This is a genomic window from Rhodococcus sp. USK10, assembly GCF_019378875.1.
In the GTDB taxonomy this organism is placed as follows: domain Bacteria; phylum Actinomycetota; class Actinomycetes; order Mycobacteriales; family Mycobacteriaceae; genus Rhodococcus_F; species Rhodococcus_F pseudokoreensis.
On sequence record NZ_CP076048.1, the window covers coordinates 61,884 to 82,791 of the forward strand.

General features: G+C 66.9%; 28 protein-coding genes. 14 read left to right on the plus strand and 14 right to left on the minus strand.

The genetic code is table 11. From position 1 onward, the window contains the following. Window positions 1-1,071 carry an iron-containing redox enzyme family protein gene (locus tag I1A62_RS07255; RefSeq protein ID WP_219458360.1) on the minus strand — a complete coding sequence of 357 codons (1,071 nt, stop codon included), beginning with the start codon at window positions 1,069-1,071 and terminating at the stop codon, window positions 1-3. On the opposite strand from I1A62_RS07255, the gene I1A62_RS07260 reads away from it, so the two are divergent. The 3 genes from I1A62_RS07260 to I1A62_RS07270 all read left to right on the plus strand — a co-directional run bounded on the left by I1A62_RS07260 (window position 1,072) and on the right by I1A62_RS07270 (window position 3,403). Beyond that, window positions 1,072-1,290, plus strand: coding sequence for a CDGSH iron-sulfur domain-containing protein (locus I1A62_RS07260; RefSeq protein WP_124393429.1), 219 nt, complete (start codon window positions 1,072-1,074; stop codon window positions 1,288-1,290). It abuts the gene before it with no gap. Between the two features lie 218 nt (window positions 1,291-1,508). Continuing rightward, window positions 1,509-1,964, plus strand: a complete 456-nt coding sequence (locus I1A62_RS07265; RefSeq protein ID WP_219458361.1) for an STAS domain-containing protein — start codon at window positions 1,509-1,511, stop codon at window positions 1,962-1,964. Then, a complete protein-coding gene (locus I1A62_RS07270) occupies window positions 1,961-3,403 on the plus strand; it encodes a trehalose-6-phosphate synthase (RefSeq protein WP_219458362.1) in 1,443 nt (480 codons plus the stop codon). The genes I1A62_RS07265 and I1A62_RS07270 overlap by 4 nt, the downstream gene beginning before the upstream one ends. A gap of 19 nt (window positions 3,404-3,422) precedes the next feature. Here I1A62_RS07270 and I1A62_RS07275 read toward each other — a convergent pair whose 3' ends face one another. From I1A62_RS07275 to I1A62_RS07290, 4 genes are all read right to left on the minus strand, one after another. Next, window positions 3,423-4,193 (minus strand): GAF and ANTAR domain-containing protein, encoded by a 771-nt coding sequence (locus I1A62_RS07275; RefSeq protein WP_219458363.1) that lies wholly within the window; start codon window positions 4,191-4,193, stop codon window positions 3,423-3,425. 178 nt (window positions 4,194-4,371) lie between these two features. Continuing rightward, window positions 4,372-5,169, minus strand: coding sequence for a SigB/SigF/SigG family RNA polymerase sigma factor (locus I1A62_RS07280; RefSeq protein WP_219458364.1), 798 nt, complete (start codon window positions 5,167-5,169; stop codon window positions 4,372-4,374). Beyond that, complete coding sequence (locus I1A62_RS07285; protein ID WP_124393434.1) at window positions 5,169-5,600, minus strand: ATP-binding protein; 432 nt, start codon at window positions 5,598-5,600, stop codon at window positions 5,169-5,171. The genes I1A62_RS07280 and I1A62_RS07285 overlap by 1 nt, the downstream gene beginning before the upstream one ends. A gap of 147 nt (window positions 5,601-5,747) precedes the next feature. Next, complete coding sequence (locus I1A62_RS07290; protein WP_072946233.1) at window positions 5,748-5,993, minus strand: cold shock domain-containing protein; 246 nt, start codon at window positions 5,991-5,993, stop codon at window positions 5,748-5,750. A 481-nt stretch (window positions 5,994-6,474) separates the two neighbouring features. Between I1A62_RS07290 and I1A62_RS07295 the strand changes: the two genes are divergently transcribed. The 3 genes from I1A62_RS07295 (at window position 6,475) to I1A62_RS07305 (ending at window position 7,655) form a co-directional block, all read left to right on the plus strand. Beyond that, window positions 6,475-7,014, plus strand: a complete 540-nt coding sequence (locus tag I1A62_RS07295; RefSeq protein WP_219458365.1) for a Dps family protein — start codon at window positions 6,475-6,477, stop codon at window positions 7,012-7,014. Between the two features lie 40 nt (window positions 7,015-7,054). Further along, window positions 7,055-7,291, plus strand: a complete 237-nt coding sequence (locus I1A62_RS07300; protein WP_219458366.1) for a CsbD family protein — start codon at window positions 7,055-7,057, stop codon at window positions 7,289-7,291. 100 nt (window positions 7,292-7,391) lie between these two features. Beyond that, window positions 7,392-7,655 carry a GlsB/YeaQ/YmgE family stress response membrane protein gene (locus tag I1A62_RS07305; protein WP_219458367.1) on the plus strand — a complete coding sequence of 88 codons (264 nt, stop codon included), beginning with the start codon at window positions 7,392-7,394 and terminating at the stop codon, window positions 7,653-7,655. A gap of 72 nt (window positions 7,656-7,727) precedes the next feature. On the opposite strand, the gene I1A62_RS07310 is transcribed toward I1A62_RS07305, so the two are convergent. After that, window positions 7,728-8,753 (minus strand): DNA topoisomerase IB, encoded by a 1,026-nt coding sequence (locus tag I1A62_RS07310; RefSeq protein WP_374710740.1) that lies wholly within the window; start codon window positions 8,751-8,753, stop codon window positions 7,728-7,730. On the opposite strand from I1A62_RS07310, the gene I1A62_RS07315 reads away from it, so the two are divergent. Genes I1A62_RS07315 through I1A62_RS07325 form a run of 3 tightly spaced genes read left to right on the plus strand, consistent with a single transcriptional unit; the run spans window position 8,688 to window position 9,587 of the window. Then, window positions 8,688-8,831, plus strand: a complete 144-nt coding sequence (locus tag I1A62_RS07315; protein WP_192581945.1) for a hypothetical protein — start codon at window positions 8,688-8,690, stop codon at window positions 8,829-8,831. The genes I1A62_RS07310 and I1A62_RS07315 overlap by 66 nt on opposite strands. Before the next feature lie 37 nt (window positions 8,832-8,868). Beyond that, window positions 8,869-9,192: a hypothetical protein gene (locus I1A62_RS07320; protein ID WP_124393439.1), complete on the plus strand. Its 324-nt coding sequence runs from the start codon at window positions 8,869-8,871 to the stop codon at window positions 9,190-9,192. After that, on the plus strand, window positions 9,189-9,587 hold the full coding sequence (locus I1A62_RS07325) for a DUF664 domain-containing protein (RefSeq protein WP_219458368.1): 399 nt from the start codon (window positions 9,189-9,191) through the stop codon (window positions 9,585-9,587). The genes I1A62_RS07320 and I1A62_RS07325 overlap by 4 nt, the downstream gene beginning before the upstream one ends. 6 nt (window positions 9,588-9,593) lie before the next feature. Here the strand turns inward: I1A62_RS07325 and I1A62_RS07330 are convergent, their stop codons facing one another. Both I1A62_RS07330 and I1A62_RS46180 read right to left on the minus strand, forming a co-directional pair. Continuing rightward, window positions 9,594-11,327 (minus strand): cutinase family protein, encoded by a 1,734-nt coding sequence (locus tag I1A62_RS07330; RefSeq protein ID WP_219458369.1) that lies wholly within the window; start codon window positions 11,325-11,327, stop codon window positions 9,594-9,596. 114 nt (window positions 11,328-11,441) lie between these two features. Further along, complete coding sequence (locus tag I1A62_RS46180) at window positions 11,442-11,570, minus strand: hypothetical protein (protein ID WP_257890713.1); 129 nt, start codon at window positions 11,568-11,570, stop codon at window positions 11,442-11,444. Between the two features lie 142 nt (window positions 11,571-11,712). Between I1A62_RS46180 and I1A62_RS07335 the strand changes: the two genes are divergently transcribed. After that, window positions 11,713-12,438 (plus strand): GAF and ANTAR domain-containing protein, encoded by a 726-nt coding sequence (locus tag I1A62_RS07335; protein WP_124393441.1) that lies wholly within the window; start codon window positions 11,713-11,715, stop codon window positions 12,436-12,438. Between the two features lie 312 nt (window positions 12,439-12,750). Next, window positions 12,751-13,101: an STAS domain-containing protein gene (locus I1A62_RS07340; RefSeq protein ID WP_124393442.1), complete on the plus strand. Its 351-nt coding sequence runs from the start codon at window positions 12,751-12,753 to the stop codon at window positions 13,099-13,101. A gap of 86 nt (window positions 13,102-13,187) precedes the next feature. Here the strand turns inward: I1A62_RS07340 and I1A62_RS07345 are convergent, their stop codons facing one another. Continuing rightward, window positions 13,188-13,334, minus strand: a complete 147-nt coding sequence (locus tag I1A62_RS07345; protein WP_192581940.1) for a hypothetical protein — start codon at window positions 13,332-13,334, stop codon at window positions 13,188-13,190. 5 nt (window positions 13,335-13,339) lie between these two features. Between I1A62_RS07345 and I1A62_RS07350 the strand changes: the two genes are divergently transcribed. Further along, window positions 13,340-13,606: a hypothetical protein gene (locus I1A62_RS07350; protein WP_219458370.1), complete on the plus strand. Its 267-nt coding sequence runs from the start codon at window positions 13,340-13,342 to the stop codon at window positions 13,604-13,606. A 316-nt stretch (window positions 13,607-13,922) separates the two neighbouring features. Here the strand turns inward: I1A62_RS07350 and I1A62_RS07355 are convergent, their stop codons facing one another. Together I1A62_RS07355 and I1A62_RS07360 are read right to left on the minus strand one after the other, a co-directional pair. Beyond that, window positions 13,923-15,374, minus strand: coding sequence for a carboxylesterase/lipase family protein (locus I1A62_RS07355; protein WP_219458371.1), 1,452 nt, complete (start codon window positions 15,372-15,374; stop codon window positions 13,923-13,925). Between the two features lie 156 nt (window positions 15,375-15,530). Continuing rightward, on the minus strand, window positions 15,531-16,514 hold the full coding sequence (locus I1A62_RS07360; protein ID WP_219458372.1) for a magnesium transporter CorA family protein: 984 nt from the start codon (window positions 16,512-16,514) through the stop codon (window positions 15,531-15,533). A gap of 76 nt (window positions 16,515-16,590) precedes the next feature. Here I1A62_RS07360 and I1A62_RS07365 point away from each other — a divergent pair, with 76 nt between their 5' ends. Further along, window positions 16,591-17,004, plus strand: coding sequence for an NYN domain-containing protein (locus I1A62_RS07365; protein ID WP_124393446.1), 414 nt, complete (start codon window positions 16,591-16,593; stop codon window positions 17,002-17,004). A gap of 3 nt (window positions 17,005-17,007) precedes the next feature. Here the strand turns inward: I1A62_RS07365 and I1A62_RS07370 are convergent, their stop codons facing one another. The 3 genes from I1A62_RS07370 to I1A62_RS07380 form a co-directional block, all read right to left on the minus strand. Further along, complete coding sequence (locus I1A62_RS07370; RefSeq protein ID WP_219458373.1) at window positions 17,008-18,630, minus strand: NAD(P)/FAD-dependent oxidoreductase; 1,623 nt, start codon at window positions 18,628-18,630, stop codon at window positions 17,008-17,010. 4 nt (window positions 18,631-18,634) lie between these two features. After that, window positions 18,635-19,078: an SRPBCC family protein gene (locus I1A62_RS07375; RefSeq protein WP_206011457.1), complete on the minus strand. Its 444-nt coding sequence runs from the start codon at window positions 19,076-19,078 to the stop codon at window positions 18,635-18,637. A 90-nt stretch (window positions 19,079-19,168) separates the two neighbouring features. Beyond that, window positions 19,169-20,491 carry an NAD(P)/FAD-dependent oxidoreductase gene (locus tag I1A62_RS07380; RefSeq protein WP_219458374.1) on the minus strand — a complete coding sequence of 441 codons (1,323 nt, stop codon included), beginning with the start codon at window positions 20,489-20,491 and terminating at the stop codon, window positions 19,169-19,171. Window positions 20,492-20,625: 134 nt separating this feature from the next. Between I1A62_RS07380 and I1A62_RS07385 the strand changes: the two genes are divergently transcribed. Continuing rightward, a complete protein-coding gene (locus I1A62_RS07385) occupies window positions 20,626-20,895 on the plus strand; it encodes a DUF4235 domain-containing protein (protein WP_124393449.1) in 270 nt (89 codons plus the stop codon). Window positions 20,896-20,908 lie beyond the last annotated feature (13 nt).

Consider the following 20,908-nt stretch of genomic DNA (forward strand, 5'->3'; position numbering starts at 1 on the left):
CTACCCGGCCGGTTGCCGCAGGGACGTGCGATCGAGGTCCCAGCACCGGGTGACGTGGTCGCCGACCAGGTCGTCGAACGCCAGACATGCCGCAGCGCCCAGCAGCACGTCGTCGCCGACCGCGGGCCGTGCGGCGACCAGTCCGCCGGCGAGGTCCCGGCACACGATCTGCTCGTGCACGGAATCGGCCTCCACGTGCTCGTCGAAGAACAGAGTGGCCGCCTTCCCGAACCCGAGCCGACGTAGACCGGCGGCGTACTTCTTACTCGGCAACGCAGACGTGGTCTCCACCGCGCACAGGTGCCCCACCAGAGCGCCGACACGACTGCGATGGAGGCCGAACAGGGACAGCGCGTTCAGGGATGCCAGCGTCACGGCGGGCACCGCATCGACGTAGTACGCGTACGCGTCGGAGAGTCCGAGTTCACGCATCGTCGTCGCGAACAAGGCCGAGTGCATGCGCTCGGGTCGCCCGCCACCGTATTCGTCGGACTGCACCTCCACCAGCGCCGCCTTCGGTGCGCCCGCGAGCCGCGGAATGCCGAGTGTGTGCACGTCCGCCTCGCGCAACTGGTTGAGGGAGCGGTGGATCAGCAGTTCCCGGAACTGGGTGAGATCCGCGTCGTGGGCCATGTGCCCGGACAGTCCGGGCGCCGTGCTGGGGGCGGTCATCTCCCACAGCGCCGCCACCACGTCGTCGACGCCCGTCGGCGGATCCGCGAGCGCGCCGATCGCGGCGTCGAACGGCACCTCCAGCGCCGACCGGGCGGCGATCAGGTCGCTGTCCCACTCCCACCGGTCGTCGACCCCGGCGATCCCCTGCAGGTGCAGTTCGTACAGGGCGGTCAGGCAGATCTGCGCGTCCTCGTCGAACAGGAACGCACGCGGGTCGCTCCGTTCCGTCGCGGCGAGAGCGCGCGCCGCCACCACGAACGGTTCGGTATCGGCGGCGTCTCCACGCAGAATGGGGAACAGGAGGCCGCTGACGGGACCGCGCGGCTGCGGACAGGGCATGGACGTTCCCAGTTGCGGCACTGTGCCCGACGCCGTCCGAGAGTGCAAGGTGGTCATATGAACTCCATTCTCACATCCGGGGCCGGCGAATCCGACGTGACCATCACTGTCTGCCCTGACGGCCCGCTCCTGGTGCGTGGTGCGGCGCGGATCCTCGACACCGAAGGTAACCAGATCGGCGGCGATCGGGCCACCGTGGCGCTGTGCCGGTGCGGGCGGACGAGCATTGCTCCGTTCTGCGACAGTTCGCACAAGAAGCGTCGGCACCGCCCATAGAGCCGCCGCTGTCTGACGAGAAATGCTGTGGTGCAGTCGAAAACAGAAACGGCGGAGTGCGGCGGCGATCTGATGCCGAAAAGCGTCCTGCCGCCGTCGGCAGAATGAGGTAACGTCGGAGACCTGCACGGTTGAGCCCCCAGCCGCAATGGACGGGCACGGTTCCCGCGCCTCTTGTCGTGCCTGTCTCCTTCGTCGCTCGACCGTGAGGAAACGACATGAAATCCGTTCTCAGTGCGCCTCCGACGCCCCACGACCCCGCCGCGAATACGCCGCTGTTCAGCTGGGCGGCCGAGCCGGAACACGGGCGGCTCGCCGTCGACAGCACGCCGGGCGCCGGCGGGATCCTGGTCGTCCGGATCTCCGGCGACATCGACGTCACCACTCTCCCGTCGTTCGGGACTCATCTCGAGGAAGCGATCGACGAGCGGCTGCCGTTCGTGCTCGATCTCTCCGATGTCCAGTTTCTGTGTGCGTCGGCGCTGCCGATTCTGGAGATCATGTCCGCCCGCGCGCACCGGCTCACCGTGCCGTGGGCGGTCACCGGGAACAACGCTCTCCGCAGGCCGTTGACGGCGATGAACATGGCGGCGGTCATCCCGTTCTGCGCCGAGCTCGAGGACGCGTTCCGGCTGGTCGCCGGTGGAATGGAGCGGGGTGGGCGCTCGGCGTGACCGATTCCGCTCCGCACGGCACGTCCGACTTCGTGGTGGTCGCCAACCGGCTGCCGGTGGACATGGAGACGCTCGACGACGGAACGACACGCTGGAAGCGCAGCCCCGGAGGTCTCGTCACCGCCCTGGAGCCGATCCTGCTCGACCGGGAGCGCGGTTCCTGGGTGGGCTGGCCGGGGGTGCCCGACACGAAGGTCGAACCGATCGTCTCCGGTGGGATCGATCTGTACCCGGTGGAGTTGAGTTCGGACGAGGTGTCGCGGTACTACGAGGGCTTCTCGAACGCGACACTGTGGCCGCTGTACCACGACGTGCTGGTGGCCCCGGTCTTCGACCGGGATTGGTGGCACACCTACCTGGAGGTGAATCGCCACTTCGCCGAGGAGACCGCGCGCACCGCGGCCGAGGGCGCCACCGTGTGGGTGCAGGACTATCAACTCCAGCTGGCGCCGCGCCTGCTCCGGGAGATGCGCCCCGATCTGACCATCGGATTCTTTCTGCACATCCCGTTCCCGCCGGTCGAGCTGTTCATGCAGCTGCCGTGGCGGAAGGAGGTCGTGGAGGGGCTTCTCGGGGCCGACCTCATCGGCTTCCATCTGCCCGGGGGCGCCCACAACTTCCTGTTCCTGGCCCGCAGGCTGCTGGGACTCGACGCCACCTCGGCAGGCGTCGGGGTGCGCGGTGCGCTCGGCCGGGTGACGCTCGACGACCGTGTCGTCCAGGTCGGTGCGTTCCCCATCTCCGTCGACTCCCGGCAACTCGTCGACCAGGCCACCGGCCCCGCCGTCGTCGAACGGGCCGCGGAGATCCGCCGGGAGCTCGGGAACCCCCGGAAGATCCTCCTCGGCGTCGACCGGCTCGACTACACGAAGGGCATCGACCTGCGGCTGTCGGCGCTCGGCGAACTGCTCGACGAGGGGCGTCTCGACCCGTCCGACACAGTGATGGTGCAACTCGCCACCCCGAGCCGTGAACGCGTCGAGCACTACATGAAGATGCGCAGTTCCATCGAGGAGCAGGTCAGCCGCATCAACGGCGATCACGGGCAGATCGGCCGTCCGGTGGTGCACTACCTCTACCAGCCGGTCGATCGCAGCGAGCTGATCGCACTGTTCCTCGCCGCCGACGTCATGCTCGTCACACCGATGCGCGACGGAATGAATCTCGTGGCGAAGGAATACGTCGCCTGCCGGGCCGACCTGGGCGGTGCGCTGGTCCTCAGCGAATTCGCGGGGGCCGCCGCCGAGCTCCGGGGCGCCTACCTGGTGAACCCGCACGACCTCGACGGCGTGAAGAACACGATCATCGCCGCACTCGACCAGGAGCGGGAACAGGGACGGCGCCGCATGTCGCGGCTGCACCGGCAGGTGCTCGACCACGACGTGCACCGGTGGGCGCGGTCCTTCCTCGGCGCACTGGCCCCGGTCACCACCGACTGATCACCGCCCCGGACGGGCCTCACTCCTGATTCGTCGTCACCGATTCGACGATGCGGCGCGCCACCTCCGCCAACTTGACGTGCTCCTGCTGCGACTGCGCGACGAGTATCTCGAACGCCCGATCCGCGGACACACCCCGCAGTGCCATCACGATCCCCTTGGCCTGCTCGATGACCGCGCGGCTCTTCATGGCCCGCGTGAGGCCCGTCACCTCGTTCCTGGCCAACTCCACATTGCGCGCGCTCCTGAGCAACCCCTCGATCGCTGTGGTGTAGACGAGGAGCACCACGGCGTCGAGTTCACTGAAACCGTGATCACCCTGCCCGTAGATATTGAGGGTCCCGGCGAGGGCCTCGTCGACGGCCAGCGGCGCAGACAGGAAACTGCGCATGCCCGCCTGGTCCAGGTTGTCGGCGAGGGACGGCCACCGCGTCGCGGCCTCCCCGAGTCTTGCCTTGACGACCTTCCGTGTGCCCGCGACACCGAAGTAGTCGCCGTCTATGGCCTGGAAGTTCTCGATGTCGATCTGCCGGACCGCCTCGTCCGTGAAGGCGACGGTTTCGACGCGTCCATCGCGCAGCAAGGAAATTCCGGCCATGTCGGCGCCGGCGATGGCCTCCACCACCTGCTCGCAGACCCGTTGCAGCAGCAGACCCATCTCCACCTGTGAACCGGATTTCCTATTGAACTCGTCCAACGCGGTTGCCAAGGAGCCCAATTGGGCAGCGATCGTTGCCCCGTCCAGATCGGGGAACATCGACTCAGGGCGCTCACCCGCAGTCTCGGCCATTCTCGGATACACCTCGGATTCCGGGTGTAACCGACAGGACACCCACTGAACGAACGCAGCAGTTGTCTCTACCGTCGAGAAGACTTTACTCGACCCGGGAGCCGACTTCGTCCACCGATCCCGTCGCCGGGCGCGACCGGTTCACCGGACGCGGTTCGAACGAGCCGATCCGGTCCGCTCAGCCGCCACCCAATTGCTCCCGCAGCCCCGACAGCGTGCGTGCCAGGATCCGCGAGACCTGCATCTGCGAGACGCCCACGCGCTGCGCAATTTCCGTCTGGGTCATCGATCCGAAGAAACGCAACATCAGCACTCGGCGTTCGAGCGGCGGAAGTTTCTCCAGCGCCGGCCGCACCGAGGCGTGACTCTCCACGTTCGCGAGCTCCGGGTCCTCCTCGCCGAGTGTCTCGGCGAGGGGAAGGTCGTCGGGGTCATCTCCCATGGCCGCATCCATCGACAAGGTTTGGTAGGCATTCTTCGCGAGCAGGCCCTCGGAGACTTCCCGGACGTCGAGTTCGAGTTCGGCGGCGATCTCACTCGCCGACGGCGACCGCCCCAGTTCCTGCGACAGCTCGTCGACGGCCTTGGCGATCAACGCGTGAAGTTCTTGCATGCGACGGGGCACCCGCATCGACCAGCCGGTGTCGCGGAAGTACCGGCGAACCTCACCCATGATCGTGGGCACCGCGTAGGACACGAAGTCGAAGCCGCGGTCCGGATCGAAGCGGTCGACCGCCTTCACCAGCCCGAGCCGGGCGACCTGCAGCAGGTCCTCGTGCGCCTCGCCGCGACCGCCGAACCGGCGGGCGATGTGATCGGCCAACGGAAGGCAACGTGTGATGATCTCGTCGCGCAGCGCGGACGCCTCCCCCGACGACTCCTCCAGGGTTCGCAGGCGCGCCACCGCGGGCGCCACGTCCTTGTAGTCGTCTCTGCCGGGACGGCGCTGTTCGCTGCGTTCCGAAACCGGTGACACTAGTTGGTGCCCCGGTATTTGACCAGTTCCACCGCCACGGTCCGCTCCACGGACCCGTTACCGACGGGTCCCTCCGACACCGACACCGCATTCATCAACGTCTCGAGCACGTGCCAACCGAAACTCTCCCGGTTGGGCACCCCGCGTCGGCTGAGAGGTGCACTGATCGTCACGTGCAACCCGGTTTCCGTCACCGCGAAGGAGCACGTCAGTTCGGCACCTCCCGGCGTCGCCGCGATCAGTTCCGAACACACCTCGTCCACGGCGAGTTTGATATCGGCGACGTCGTCGAGCGTGAAGTCTCCCAGAACGGCGAGCGTTTCCGCCACGGCGCGCACCACAGGCAATTGTTCGAACTCCGCCGCCACACGAAGTTCCACGGGCACACCGGATCTCGTTTTCATTCGTCTAACCTCGCCGACCTCGGCCATCTGCACTCCACGTCTGTGTCGTCGGTTTCTGCGACTCTCGGCAGCGTACCCAGCTGCCGCGGCCCTCAACCCGCCGGCGAACGAAAGTGCGAACGTGTCCCGAATGTGTCCCTGACGTGTGGTTCGACGAACCCGATTCGGTGGGTCTCAGGCGATGCGGACGTCGCGTGCCTGGTTGCCGGTGTCGGTGCGGCAGACGGTGAAGCTGACGCGCTGCCCGTCCACGAGGATGCGGTGACCGTCTCCGGCGATTTCGGAGACGTGGACGAAGACGTCGTCGGATCCGTCGGCCGGGGCGAGGAACCCGAAACCCTGTTCGGCGTTGAACCATCGCACCGTGCCGGTCTGCAGGTCCGTCGACGGGCGGGCAGGCAGTGTGTCGCCGGCGCTCATCGTGCCGCCCTCCGATCGGCCAGGCCGCGGAGCGCGGCGCCGCCCCCCAGGCTCGCAACGAGTAGAACCACAAGCAGAGCCACGTTGAGCATTGCTCCTCCTCGGCATGCGCACTTCGACCCCCTAACCGAATCAACCCGAAAATAGTGGGTCTCTTTCGACTACGGGGCGGTTCGGGCCGAGCATTTGCACAATCGAGATCTGGCGCACACAGCGCATCCACGTCGGGCGCCACAGAAGATCTGATTTGCTAGGCATAGATTTTGTAGTACGGTCGAAGCGTCGGAACTTCAGCGATCGAGTCGAGAACGCGTGGCGACACGAACAGAAGTCGCCGGCGAGGTCGTGGCCCGTGATTCGAGACCTTCCGTCACGGGTACGCGGTGAGTTCGCCAGGCGCCGCCCCGACACGCAGGCGACCGAACGGGGCATCCACCCCGGGGTTCCGCAGGCAGTCAGTAAGCGAAAGAGAGGACCGAGAATGTCGAAGTTCACCGTGCCAGGTCTTTCCGACGATCAGGGAGCGCAAGTCGCCGACATCCTGCAGAAGCGGCTCAGCGCGTACAACGATCTTCATCTGACGCTCAAGCACATTCACTGGAATGTGGTGGGTCCGAACTTCATCGGCGTGCACGAGATGATCGACCCGCAGGTCGAATTGGTGCGCGGCTACGCAGACGCGGTCGCCGAACGCATCGCGGCCCTCGGGAAGTCGCCCGACGGCACACCGGCCGCCATCACCCGCGACCGCACGTGGGACGACTACTCGGTGCACCGCGACACGGCGCAGGCGCACCTCGGTGCCCTCGACCTCGTGTACAGCGGCGTCGTCGAGGACAACCGCAAGGCGATCGCCGAAACCGGCGACCTCGACCCGATCACCGAGGACCTCCTCATCGGCCAGACCGGCGAACTCGAGAAGTTCCAGTGGTTCGTGCGCGCCCACCTCGAGAACTCCGGCGGCAGCCTCTCCACCAATGGCGCGCACTCCGAGAAGCAGGCCGCCTCGCAAGCGCGCTGAGCACGGATCGACCTTCCCCCACTACCGAAAGGTGACGAACATGGCCGAGAACAACAGCGGACCGGCAGAGGCCGTCAAGGGCGTCGTCGAAGACGTGAAGGGCAAAGCGAAGGAAGCCGCGGGCGCGGTGACCGGTCAGGACGACCTCACCCGTGAGGGCAAAGCGCAGCAGGACAAAGCCGCCGCCCAGCGCGAGGCCGCCACGAAGGAAGCCGAAGCGGAGAAGGCCCGCGGCAAGGCCGAGGCACACGAAGCACGCCAGCGCGCCGAACAGTGACACGCTGCGGGCCGGAACCCCTCCGGTCCGCAGTGAGCGCCTCTCCTCCGAGTGACACCGGCCAACGCCGGATCTCACTCTCCCCTGAAAGGACTGATACGTGCTAGGACTGGGAATTCTGGGCTGGATCATCATCGGCGGTCTCGCCGGATGGATCGGCAGCAAGATCATGAAGACCGACGCCCAGATGGGGATCATCCTCAACATCGTCGTCGGAATCGTCGGCGGACTCCTCGGCGGCTTCATCCTCAGCCTTCTCGGTCGAGACGTCGAAGGCGGCGGTCTCTGGTTCAGCTTCTTCACCTGCCTCCTCGGCGCGGTGATACTCCTGTTCTTGGTCAAGCTCGTGACCGGGCGACGTTAGACGTTTGCCTTCCGAAACCGAGCCTGCCCATCACACGATGGGCAGGCTCGGTTTGTTCGTCATCCGGCCCGGTCATCGCCCCAGCAACCGGATCACCGCCCTCTCCACCACTTCCCGCTCGGCGTCCTCCGACGACGCCCGCCGGGCTCGTCGCAACGACGACGCGATGGTGTGCCCCGAGTCGAACGCGGTGATCACCCGCGGATCGACGTAGGACGTCCGCGCGACCCGCGGGGTATTGCCCAACACGCCCGCGACCTCGCGCATCACCTCGGTTTCCGCGGAACTGCGGGCCCGCTTCGACGAGGCCGCACCGATGTCCGCGAACGCCACCGCGGCGATCACGGTCGCGTGCCAGGTCCGAAGATCCTTGACCGTGTACTCGTCCCCCGCCACGTCCTTGAACCGGGCATTGACGTCGTCGGCATGTACCTCGAAACACTCGCCACCCCTGCGATAGACGAGAAGCCGATCGCTCGGCGGCGCGTCCGCACGCAACAGCGAACGCAGGGCGGTCGCGAGGGCGGCGTCTTCGAACGCCAGGGTCCGCTGAACCCCGCTCTTGGCCGGGAAGTCGAGTTGCACTTCGTCGGCCCGCACGGTGACGTGTTCGCGCAGCAGTGTCGCGACACCCCGTGAACCGTGCTCCTCGGCGTACTCCTCGCCGCCGATCCGCAGGACACCGCGATCGAGCATCCGCAGCGCGACCGCCTCGACGCGGTACCTCCCTCTGCCTCGGCGCCGCAGCGCTTCCCCCACGTGCTCCCGCCATTCCGGCAGGCGCGCGGCGAGCGACAGCACCCGGTCGTATTTCTCCTCGTCGCGTTCCTGCCGCCACCGTTCGTGGTACAGGTACTGGCGGCGTCCCGCGGCATCCACACCGACCGCCTGAATATGACCGTTCGCGTGCGGGCATATCCACACCTTCCGCCAGGCGGGCGGGATCCTGCAGTCGCGGCATCGGTGAGCCCGCGTTTTGGTCTCACGGCTTCCGGGTAGGCGAAGCCGGGGCAACGGAAGGAAACGGTGATCGTGTCTGAGAGCACGCACGACGACAAGGACGAACCGAAAGGCGGCCGCCCGGGCCCAGCTGATCACGGCAAAGACGGCGGCATGGCCACCAGAGAGAACGCGCCCGAGTTGACGGAGGACTCCGCCGACGCCGAGAACGACTGACAAACCCGAATCGTCGCTCGAGCACAGGAGGAATGTTGTGACGTATCAGCCGGGCAACGGTCCCAGCCGTGAATTGAATTCCGAGATCGGTCCGCAGGACGATGCCCACACCATGCGCAACCACGTCGGTGAAGCGATCACCGACGGCCGGAACTGGCCCGGGTACATTCTCATCGCCGCCGGAATCGCCGTGCTCGGGTTGACCCTGGTCGCGGCAGGCTACGGGTTCGAAGGCTGGGCGCTGATCGGCGGAATCGCCTGCGTCCTGTGCCTCGTAATCGGCACCGTCCTCGTTCTCCTCGAACGGCGGCGCGTCAAAGCACTGGAAGGCGGGACACTGACGGACCAGGAAGGGCATTGACCGATCCGAAGGCGGACCTCCACGACTATCTCCAGGCCGCACGGGATGCCCTGCTCTGGAAGCTGGACGGGTTGTCCGAGTATGACATCCGCCGGCCGATGACCGCGACCGGCACGCACACGGACGCCACCATCCGGGCGCTGCCACTCGACGCGCCCGGCCGGATACCGCACTGGCCGGAAGACCGCCGCGACGTCACGCTCCATCGGATTCTCGTGCACGTGATCGCCGAAACTCACCGGCACGCGGGGCACGCCGACATCGTCCGGGAACTCGTCGACGGGACTGTCGGACTGAGAGCGGACAACGACAACTTGCCTACAGCAGATCGCACGTGGTGGGAGAACTACCGGGCCCGCCTCGAACGGATGGCGCGGAAAGCCGGCCAGGGCTGATCGCGTTCACCCGGCCGCCGGTTGCACAATCGTCGTGGTGACGACCACCGTGGTCGTCGTCACCGACTCCGCTGCCGTGGTCGTCGTGGGTTCCGCCGTGGTGGCGGCCACCGCGGAGGGTTCCGAAACGGCCTGCGGTGCAGACGGCGACGTCGTGGTTGCGGCGGCCACCTCCACGGCTGTCGTGGGTTCCGGCGACGTCGTGGATGCGACCGTCGTGGGTGCCGGTGTACTGGTTGTCGTCGTGGTTGCGCTGACCGACTTGCTGACCGGATTGCTCGCCAACTCGGGCTTCTTCGCGTCGGCGGTGGTGGTGGGTGCGACCTGCGCTGCTTCCGCGTCCTTCGTCGAGGCGGCGGCGAGTTTCGCAGTCGGCTGCTCCGTCGCCGCCGTGCGCACCTCGCCCTTCTCCGCTTCCTGCGCGAGGTGCGTCAGCCAGGCCGCCGCGTACTGCGCAGACGTCAACGGTTTCCCGTTCCCTGCGTTTGCATCCCGCCAGTAGTCGAAGTGGTGGCCGGTCCCCTCCCCCAGCGTCTGCTGGTACGGATCGCTCATCGCCACCTGGATCGTGTTCTGGTTGTCCGCGATGAACCCGATGATCTCGTTCCGCACCTTCGCTGGCAGGTAGACGAGGTCTACCGCCTGATTGGACGAGATCGGACCGGCCTGCGTGTTCGATTGCGTCGCAGCGGAATCGGCGGGCTTGTATGCCGGATCCGACACCTTGACCAACACGTCGAGGAACGTCTCGTCGGACTGCATCCAATTGTCCTGCGACTGGATGTCCGCGAACGCGGCGAGGGCGATCTGCCCGAGTACCACCGCGAGATCCTGTCCCGTCGCCGGGGTCAGACCCTCCTTCTGCAGCGCGTCGACGTTCAACTGCCGTCCCGCGTTGATGGCGAGTTGCAGCAGCGCAATGTTCTCGGGTGCGGAGCAGGTCAGATCGCCTTCCGAGCAGAACGATGCCACCTTCCCGTCCAACGCGCCGAAACTGCCGGACGTCCCGGGCAGGGCACCGCGTCCGGCGGTGCCGATCTGACCCGACTGGTAGGCGAGATCGAAACCGTCGGGATTGCGGAATTCGTTCTCGGCGCCCGGAAATGCTCCTTCGCCGAGATTGCGGCCGGCGTCCGCCAGGATGACGACACCGACAACGGAAGCGGGATCGATGATTTCGTACGAACCGTCCTGACCGTCCTGGTTCCCGACTTCCATCGCAACCCGACGCGCTACGTCGGCGCCTTCGCTGTAGCCGACGATCGAGAACTTCGTGTCCGGGCACGACGCATGAATGGAACGCATGACGGTTTCGGCGTTGTCGACGCCCGCGTTCACGGCGTCCTCGTACGAGTTCATGTTCGCCGGGTACTCGACGTACACCGCGGCGTAGGACCCTCCGCCGACGGACTGCTGCGGCGCGTTCACCACCTCGTCGATCCAAGGACTGGCGTAGTTGCTGGAGTACGACGCGGGAAGCGGCGTGCCGTCGGGTGCCACGAGCATCTGGTGGGTCCCCGGCCTCGGGCTGTCACCGCGGCCGGCCACAGCGATGCTGACCATGTCGTAGCACGCGTTCGACGCCGCGGCGGTCAAGGCTGTCGCCGTCGTGGCAGGTGAGCCCGGGTTCGACCACGGTGTCGCGAGCAGCGCCGCCAGTCCCAGGGCGCCAGGGGCGACCAGACTGCCTGCGATCCTCCGTCGATGCGCGACCTTGCGTGCTGAAACGCGACGTTTCATGGTCTACCCCATCCATTCGTGGCGCGTGCCGAACACCCGAGTAGGTGTCAACGCGTTAACAGACAAGTCGCGCAACGCCGCAGCGGTGTTACACGGTGCCCGGCAGACGCCGCTTCAGGATGCCCGGAAATGCGCGATGACGGTCGGCGCCAGATCCGGCGCCACCACTTCACCCACGACCAGCACTTCCTCGAAATGTTCGAAACCATGTTCGATGGTACCGATCGGCCGCAGTCGCGGCATCAGTCGAACCCGGTCGGCCTCCGGTCGATGACCGTCTGCTCGATCCACCGGCGGTTGTCGCCGTTCTGGCAGAATTGGGCGGACGTCGCTAGAACTGCGGCGCCCGGTTCACGCCGCGTTGTCGCACCTCGGGAGGCGAGTCATGCCGAATGAACCCTCGGAGACGGGACGTGTGGGGGGCAACAGTCCCAGTGCCGTCTTCGCGAAGCTGGCCGAGATGGTGTACAACGGCGACGACTTCGATCACGTCTACCAGGCCATCTGCGATGCCGCGGCGACCCTGGTTCCCGGGTGTGCGCATGCCAGCCTCATGCTGAAGCAGAATGATCGCCATATCACCGTGGCGGCGAGCGACGAGGTCGCAGCGCACGTCGATGCACTCGAGCGAGCCGAGCAGGAAGGCCCATGCCTCGACGCGATCGAAAACGACGCTCCGCAAGTAGAGACCGAACTCGTTCGTTCGACGCAGTGGCCGCGGCTCGCTCGGCGCACAGTTGCCGAGACGCCCGTCCGAGGCGCCGCAGGGTTCCGGCTCATGATCCGCGGACGCAAGGTAGGCGCACTCAATTTGTTCGCGGACAACCCCGGAGAGTTCACCGACGAGTCGATTGATCAGGCGATTCTGATCACGGCGTTCGCGGCGGTGACGCTGACAGCGCTCCACGAACACGAGGAAGCACAGACGCTACGTGAAGGCCTGGCGAGCAACCGCGAGATCGGGAAAGCCATCGGACTGATGATGGCCTTCCACGACATCTCCGAGGACAGGGCTTTCGACCTGTTGCGTAAGACGTCGCAGGATATGAACATCAAGCTCACCGGCGTCGCGCGGGAAGTCATCGCGCATCACAACTCGAAGTTCGACTGAGGTCGGGCGGTCTGGACAATCGGTTGATGCGCACCTGGTGGCGACGTAGTGTTGATCGCGCGTGGTTGAGAACACAGCCGCAGTTTGTTTGGAGGCCGCAGCAGTGCGCGGTGGACGGATTTGCGCGCACTTCCATGCCGCTGTGACCCTCCTGCCGGTGCGCTCTTTCCGCCGATAGTGCACCGAGACCGACAGGTTGCAGCGATCGGAGGGGTCATGAAGTTATTACGCAGGTCGTTCCACCGTGCTCCCCCAACCGTGTCACCTGCCGCCCACTGCACACGGGACACACTCCACGACCGCGGCCTGCGCATGACCGTCGAATTCGCACCGTTCGCCGACGCCACCGTGGGGCGGATCTCGGGCGACATCGATGTACTCGCTGCACCGTCCTTCGCGCTTGCGCTTGCACATCTGACCGACGGGGGCTCCTTATCACGTGTCATCGTCGACATGACGGCAGTCGACTTCGTCGGGACGTCGGGATTGTCGATTCTCTCCGAGTTCGCGGAATCGGCTAGGCGGCAACATATTACGTGGGCTCTCGCGGGTAATCGTGCGGTATTGCGCCCCATCGAGGCCATCGGACTGAGCGCGACGATTCCGACCTGCAGCACGGTTCACGACGCATTCGACAGGGTGGAGAAGATCGCGCACAGCTGATCGGAGTCGGCGAGGAGTGCGGCGGCGACCTTTCCGCCGTTGGCTCGCGTGTGCCTGGCGAAAGTTCGTAAGAACCGACGTCGGCCCTACTCTGGCCGAACTGCAATCGATTCGCGCTCGTCGTCCTCGCGGAACATCGCTTCGATGCGGTTCTTGATCTCCACCGTACTCATCGAGCCACGGGAAGGGGCGAAACCACGATTGCGAGCGGAGACGGGAGTGAAGGTGTTCATTGCCAGTGCTTTCTGTCTTCCGCGTCGGCGAGAGCCGCGGGGTGGTCGAGGGGAGCGTCCGCAATACGGACGACGGTCAGATCAAGAGCGCGGCAAGTGCAACGGCAGCGAGCACTGACACGGAAGTGGCCACCGCGACGAGAACGGACCCCGTGACGACGATGGCGGGCGCGGTCGCGGTCGCGGCCGAGACGGAAGCGATGTACACGGTCGGACGCAGCGTATGCCGGGGTGCCGGCTCTTCGGCGCAGGACGGCGGAGTCGTGCGCTGATCGTGCTGTTCCACCGTGGTGTGGGTCATGTGCTGGCGTACCCCGTGATAGCGACTGAGTGACCTGAGTCACAAACTTACGAGTACGTTGTACATCACAACATGCCCCTCGCGCCAGTGGCTGCCGTCCCAATCGCCTGGAGGACACCTTCCCGGTCGCCGGCGCCCCCCTTCCGGCCACGCAACCGATACGCGCGACGAGACGTCGATTCAGGCGCGATTGAAACGGACAGCCACCTGAGATGTGCGCTCCCGCCCGTGTCCAGTGGCTGGATCTGGAGGTGATGATGTGGACCTCGTGCAACGGTCCTACCCTGTCAAGCGCCGATGTCGTCGGGAACCGTGTCCTCGCAGAGGTGGGGGTCGGCATCGAATGTCATCGCTTTTCCGGCGTCGCCGTAGGTGGGCCAGCCGGGATCTCCATGGGTCGCGAAGTCGAGCCAGGTTCGATGCATCGCGTGGGTGAGGGCGTCGGGTGCGTCGTCGCCGATGAGGCCGCGGCATGCATCTGTGGTGTCGAAGACGAAGGGGACGTCGAGGCCGTGTGCGGCACCGTGCAGTGGTGATCGCCATCCGAATTCGTAGACGTAGGCAGGGCCTGGGTGACGGCGCGCGGTGCGGCGGCTCGGTGATCGGAACATCAGGTCCGTATAGGCGGCTGTGAGTGCTTGCGCGGGGGTGACGGCCGGGTCGTGCAGGCGGTGTCGTTCGAGGAGCGCTTCGGCACCGGGGTAGGTGGCGGCCAGCTCGGCTACGGCGTCGTGCGCGTCGAAGGCGGCGAACTCGTCGGCACCGAAACCGAGGTTGGCTTCTTCGAGCGTCGTGCCGATCAACAGGTCGACGCCGCGCGAGTGGGTGCTCGGAACTCCGACCGGGTCGGGGAGGACGTCGTCACCCGTGGTGGGGAGGAACAGCGCACGACCGTGGCCCGGGTCGAAACCGTTGTCGTCGCGCAAATCTGGCCGGGGTGCGTTTCTGAGCAGGGCACCCTGCGCGCGCAGCAGATCGACGGCGGAGCATGCTCGGAACGCTCCGATTGCCGGGGAGGTTCCGAGCCGGGCGGCGAGTGCTTTCGTGAGTTCTTCGGCGAGCTCGAGTGGGCGGGCCATCTCGTCATGGCCGCTCTGGACGATCGCTCGCCGGAACAGTCCGGCGGCCGGCGGGGAATGCAGCAGGAACGCGACCGAGGTGCCGCCGGCCGATTCGCCGAAGACGGTGACGTTGTCCGGGTTCCCACCGAATCCTCCGATGTTGTCGCGAACCCAGTGCAATGCTGCGATCTGGTCGCGCAATCCGATGTTCGTGACCTCCCCGGGCAGCGCGAGGAAGCCCTCCGCCCCGAGTCGGTAGTTGACGGTGACCAGGACGACGCCGTCGCGCGCGAACGACGTGCCGTCGAAGGCCGGGGCCGCACCCGAGCCGATCATGAACCCGCCGCCGTGGAGGTAGACCATCACCGGAAGCCCACTCGTGCCGGGATCGGGTGTCCAGACGTTGAGATTGAGGTAATTGCCGTCGCCGGTTACCCATCCGGGCCCGACCAGCGGCGCCAGACACGCCTGAGTGGGATGCAACGGCGGCTGTGGTGCGGTCGCGCCGTAACCGGTGGCGTCCCTGGTTCCTGCCCATCGTTCGGGAGAGCCCGGGGGTGCGAATCGGCGTTCGCCCGCCGGCGCTGCCGCGTACGGGATTCCCAGGAAGCGGGCGACCCCGTCGGTGTGGTCACCGGAGAGTCGCCCTGCCTCGGTGTTCACGGTTCGGACGGTCATCAGCGGCGTCCCCTTTCGTATGTGCGCGTCACGCCGAATGGCCGGGCCGAGGATGGTCGAGCGAATCGGTACTCCCCCAGCCCAAGCCTGCCACGACGCTTCGGTGACGACATGATTGCGGTCCACACGAGCGAGGAAAGCGGATCACACTTCGCGTCAGAACCAGCCTTTGCGCTTCGCCCAGACGAGGAGTGCCCCGGACATTGCGAGCATGACGAGCACGATCACGGCGACGGAGAGCCACTGCGTCCGTTCGTTCACGATCACGTTCATCCCGATGATCGACGACAGGGCGGTGATCGGTAGCGTGACGGCCGCGATGACGGCGAGTCGCTCGGCGGCGACGGTCATCTTGGTGTTGGTGCGCGCCTGATAGAACTCGATCGTGCCCTGCAGGTAATCCTTCTGTCCCCTGGCCATCACGGTCAGATGCTGGAACTGATCGACCACATCCAACAGGAGGTCCCGGCCCTTACCGGTACCGAATGCCTCGATGGTGACCATCCTGCCGTACACCTCCCCGCTCAACGCGGCCATGGTGCCGACCGTGAGCAGACCGTGCCGGACCCGGAACATCTCGTCGAGAAAGGTCTCCGGATCACCGAGGTGCCCGCCGGTGACCTGCTGCTCGAGCTTCCACACATCCTTGGTCAATTCGGCGGTGTAAGCCCGCATCCGTGCCGTCAACGCGGCGAGGAGCGCGAACGACAACTCGAACGCCGTGCCGGGCCGTAACTTGCCCGACTCCAGCCTGCCGAGCACCACCTTCACCTCGACCATCGCCGTCGAGGGATCGATCGCCGGATTCACGGGGCCGTGCACTGTCACCAGGTAGCGGGCACCGATGAACTGGTCCAGTTCGACGTAGTGCACGTGCCCGTGGGCTCCCGACTGCGGCGCGTGCAGAACCACGAAGAAGTGGTCCACATACCGGTGCACCTTCGGCACCTGATTGCGGTTCATCGAATCCCCGACGGCGAGGGGATGAAAACCGAAAACGGTCGTCAACGTCTCGTGTGCCTGATCGTCCCAGGTCGGGATGTCCACCCAGACCAATCCGTCGGGCCGGTCGAGCAACTCTGTCAATTCGGTCGCCGCACAAGAACGCACACCGTCGTCGGAGATGAAGCGGACGTCCATTTCGGCCTCCTCGCCATGACGCGCCGTCACCACTGTCATAGCACCCACAGCTGCCCGGAAAGGGGAAACTGTGGAGGTGACCGACGACGGGACTGCGCTGCTCGTGGTGGATGCGGCGAACGTCGTCGGTTCGCGGCCCGACGGCTGGTGGCGTGATCGGGCCGGTGCGGCCCGCCGATTGCTCGTCCAACTGGGCGCCCTCGAACACCATCTGGAGCAGCCGACCGAGGTGGTGGTCGTGATCGAGGGTGCAGCGAAGGCCGCGGTCACCGGGGAGCCGGATCGGGAATTCGACGGTTTGCGGGTGGTGGCGGCACACGGTTCGGGCGACGACGCGATCGTCGACGTGGTGGCCGCCGAGATGGATGGCGACCGGCGGATCACCGTCGTCACGGCCGATCGTGAGCTTCGGGCCCGGGTCGAGGCGCTCGGGGCCGTCACGGTCGGTCCGCGGTGGCTCTTTGCGCGCATCGACGCCGCGCGTTCCTGACCCTCAGCGGTGTCGCGGCGATCGCTGTGCGTCGGGGGTGGCCACGAGGTCGAGGATGCGACCACGGACCTTCTTCCGCGCCCATCCCCACCGTCCTTGGTCGGCCAGGGCGGCGTGGGCTGCGTTGTACCCGCACATCCCGTGGACACCACCGCCCGGGTGGGTGGCGGAACTGGCCAGGTACAGCCGGTCGATCGAGGTGTAGGGCCCGGACGAACCCGGGGTCGGACGGAAGACCAGCTGCTGATACAACTGGGCGGTGCCGCCGTTGACGGCACCGCCGTGCAGGTTCGCGTTGCTCGCCTCGAGGTCGCCGGGGCGCTGCACGTTGCGGCCGACCACGCGCTCCGCGAAGCCGGGCGCGTGCGATTCGAGCACCGCATCCACTCGGTGCGCCAGCAACTCCGCAGATTCGTCGTCGGTGATCCCCCGCGGCAGATGTGTGTAGGCCCAGGCGCTTTCGGTTCCTTCCGGGGAGCGGCTGGGGTCGGACGTCGTCATCTGGCCGAACAGCAGGAACGGGCGTTCCGGGACGACCCCCGTCGTCAGGTCGGCCATCCAGCGGACCAGCCCGTCGTCGTCGGCACCCAGATGCACAGTTCCGGCGGATTCGAGGTTCCGGGACCGCCACGGAATCTTGCGGTCGAGTGCGTAGTTCACCTTCACGACGGGGGTGTCCCATTCGAACTTCTCGAGGTCGGCGCGCACACCTGCGGGGACCACCGAGGAATCCAGCAGCCGTCCGAACAGTGCCGGCGCCGACACGTCGGCGAGCACGGCGCGTCGGGCCAGGTAGCGGTCACCGCCCGCCGTCCGAACGTGGGTGGCCGCTCCCCCACTGACCTCGATCGAGGTCACCTCTTCGCCGCAGCGGACCTGTGCGCCGTCTCGTCTCGCCCGCTCCGCCATCGCGGCCGAGAGTGCGCCGGCGCCACCGACCGGGACGACGTACCCGTCGTCCTGCGCGAGCATGGTCAGGAGATATCCCATGACCCCGCTTCCCGGCGCATCGACGGGGGTGTCGGCGTGCATTGCGTTACCCAGCAACAATACTCGCGCGGCGTCGCCGTCGAACAACTCGTGCGTCATCCGGCGCGCAGGCAGCATGAGGAAGCGCACGAACCGCAGGGCCTCCGCGGTGCCGAGCTGGGACAGCAGGCGTCGTGGTCCCCGAATGGGCGGGAGCGGACGGAACAAGGTGTCGAGGAACGGCTCCTTGACGTCCTTCCACTGCTCGTAGAGCCGGAGCCACGCCTGCCCGTCCCCTGGTTGCCTGCGCTCGAGGTCGGCCGCGGTGTCGGCCGGATCCCGGCGGATCGTCGGGGCGTCGTCGTCGTCCGGGTGCCGGGGGTGCCCGACTGAGGCGGGGGCCTGACTCCATCGCAGTCCCACTCCCCCGAGGTCGAGGTGCCGGATCGCGGGAGACACCGCCGCGAGTGGATAGAACGCGCTGAACAGGTCGGTCCGGAAACCCGGGAAGAGTTCCGCCGACCGCACCGCGCCGCCCGGCTCGGGTTGCTGTTCGAGGAGCACGACGTCCCAGCCGGCCGCGGCGAGGGTGGCCGTCGCGGCCAGCCCGTTGGGCCCGGCCCCGATGACGACGGCGTCGACTGCCTGCACGGTCACGATGTCAGGGTTTCGTGTTTCGCTCGGCGAGGAACGAAAGTCGGCGCAGGCATTCGAGATTGCGCGGGAGCACCGCGAGATCCTGTGCCATCCGCGGAACCCAGGTCAACGGAGCGGAGGCCGCCACCTCCGACATCTGGAGGTGGCAACCGGATCCACGCGGCTCCAGCCGAAGACGCACAATCGCTTTGGTGGGGGTCACCTGAGCCAGCAGCCGGAGTTCACGGTTCTCCTCGGAGAAAAGCACTTCGGTGGAATCGTCGATGAGTGCGGGCCAGGCGCCGACGGAATGGTGCAGACGGCTTCCCACCGCCGGCCAGTCGGCGGACACGGCGCGCATCCGTGACGCCCCGACCACCCACGACGGGTACAGCCACCCGTTGGCGAGAACGGACCACACATCCGAAGCCGAAGCCGACGTGTCGCGATGTGCCTCGATGACGACCACTCCCTCGAATCGGTACCTGACGACTCTCCGCGCTTACCCTCCCCGACCGCATCGAAAACGTGAGCCGCGTCGCGCTCGCCTCCCGACGGGTCAGGTCTGCGCTCCGATTTCCGCACCGGCTTCGAATCGTGATTCCGAATCGGTGACCAGCCCGATCGACACGAGTGGGCGCGGGAAGATCAGGTCGGTGAGGTAGGCGAGCGCGACCGCCCAGCGATTGGCGGCGTTCGGCATGGCATAGAGGTGATATGCCCGGGTGACCACCTTCGCGAGGAACCCCGACAGCCGGATACCGAAGGGATTGGCGACCGCGAACCCCGGGCCCAGATCTACGACGGGACCCAGGTCGCGATGGGTGTACGGTTTCGCGTCTCCGACGCCGAGGCTCGCCGCCACGTTGCGGGCGAGGGCCTGCCCCTGCCGGACGGCGTGCTGTGCGGTGGGCGGGGTGATCGATCCGCTGTTCTTCGGATCGGCAACGGCCGCGGCGTCGCCGCCCGCGAACACGTCGGGATGCCCGTCGACCGAGAGGTCGGGGCGCACCGTCAATCTGCCCTTCTCGGTGGGCAATTCGAGGGTGTCGACGAGGGGGCTTGCGGTCACCCCCGTCACCCAGGCGACCGTGCGGGTGGGAATCACGGTTCCGTCGTCGAGGGTGACGTGTTCGGGTCCGAGTTCCGTCAGGGTGGTGCCGAGTCGCACGTCGATGCCGCGGGAGCGCAGCACCTCCAGCACCTTGTCGCCCAGTTTCTCGCCCACCTCGGGCATCACCTTGTCGGCGGCGTCGAGCAGCAGGAACCGGATCTTCGCGGGATCGAGGTTGCGGCGGCACGCTGCTTCGTCGGCCAGGGCGCGGAGTTGGGCCGTGAGTTCCGTGCCCGCGTAGGACGCGCCGACCACGATGACCGTCCGGCGGGCGTCGGCGACCCGGGGGTCGATGTCCCGCTCGGCGAGTTCGATCTGGGTGAGCAACTGGTCGCGGAAGTACAGTGCCTCGGCCGGCGTCTTCAGTCCCCTGGCGTGCTCGGCGAGTCCGGGAATGTCGAAGAGCCGGGTCACCGATCCGGGGGTGAGCACCACCCGGTCCCAGGCCACCTGCTCGACACCCTGCTCGCAGTCGGTGACGTGCACGGTGCGGGCCTCGAAGTCGACGGCGTCGACCCTGCCCGTCACCAGTTCGACGCCCGGGAGCGCGTCGGACAGTGGCACGGTGACGAACCGGGCGTCCAGGATTCCGCCCGCCACCTCCGGCAGGAGCGGTGTGTAGAGCATGTAGTCGTGGGGCGAGATCATGATGACGCGGGCGTCGGTCCCCCGGAGGCGCCGCGCCAGAGCGCGGGCGCATTCGAATCCGGCGAAGCCGCTGCCCACGACGACGATGCGAGTCGGCTCTCCAGCTGATTCGTGGGTCATACGGAACGCTTTCCCCAGCTACGCGTCGAAGGAAACAATCCCCCGGTCACGACCGCGGCGGTGTGAGGACGCGCGAATCCGGGTACTCGACCAGCGGAGGACGATCGACGGGATCGAATGCGAAGGGCGGGAACATGAGCGCCGCATCGAAGGCGATGTACAAACCGTTGGCGCTTGCTGCGAGTGTCGCCGGTGGGCTGGCGGCGAGTGCCGTGTTCGGTCAGGTGTGGAAGCGTGTCGCAGGCGAATCCGAGGCTCCCGACCCCAAGGATCTGTCCCGCAGCACCCGCGAGGTGCTGATCGCGGCCGCCGTGCAGGGCATCGTCTTCGGCCTGGTCAAGGCGACGGTCGACCGGGCGGGTGCCCAGGGGTACCGGAAGCTGGCCCACGCCGACCCCCGGTAGAGCGAGGCACTTG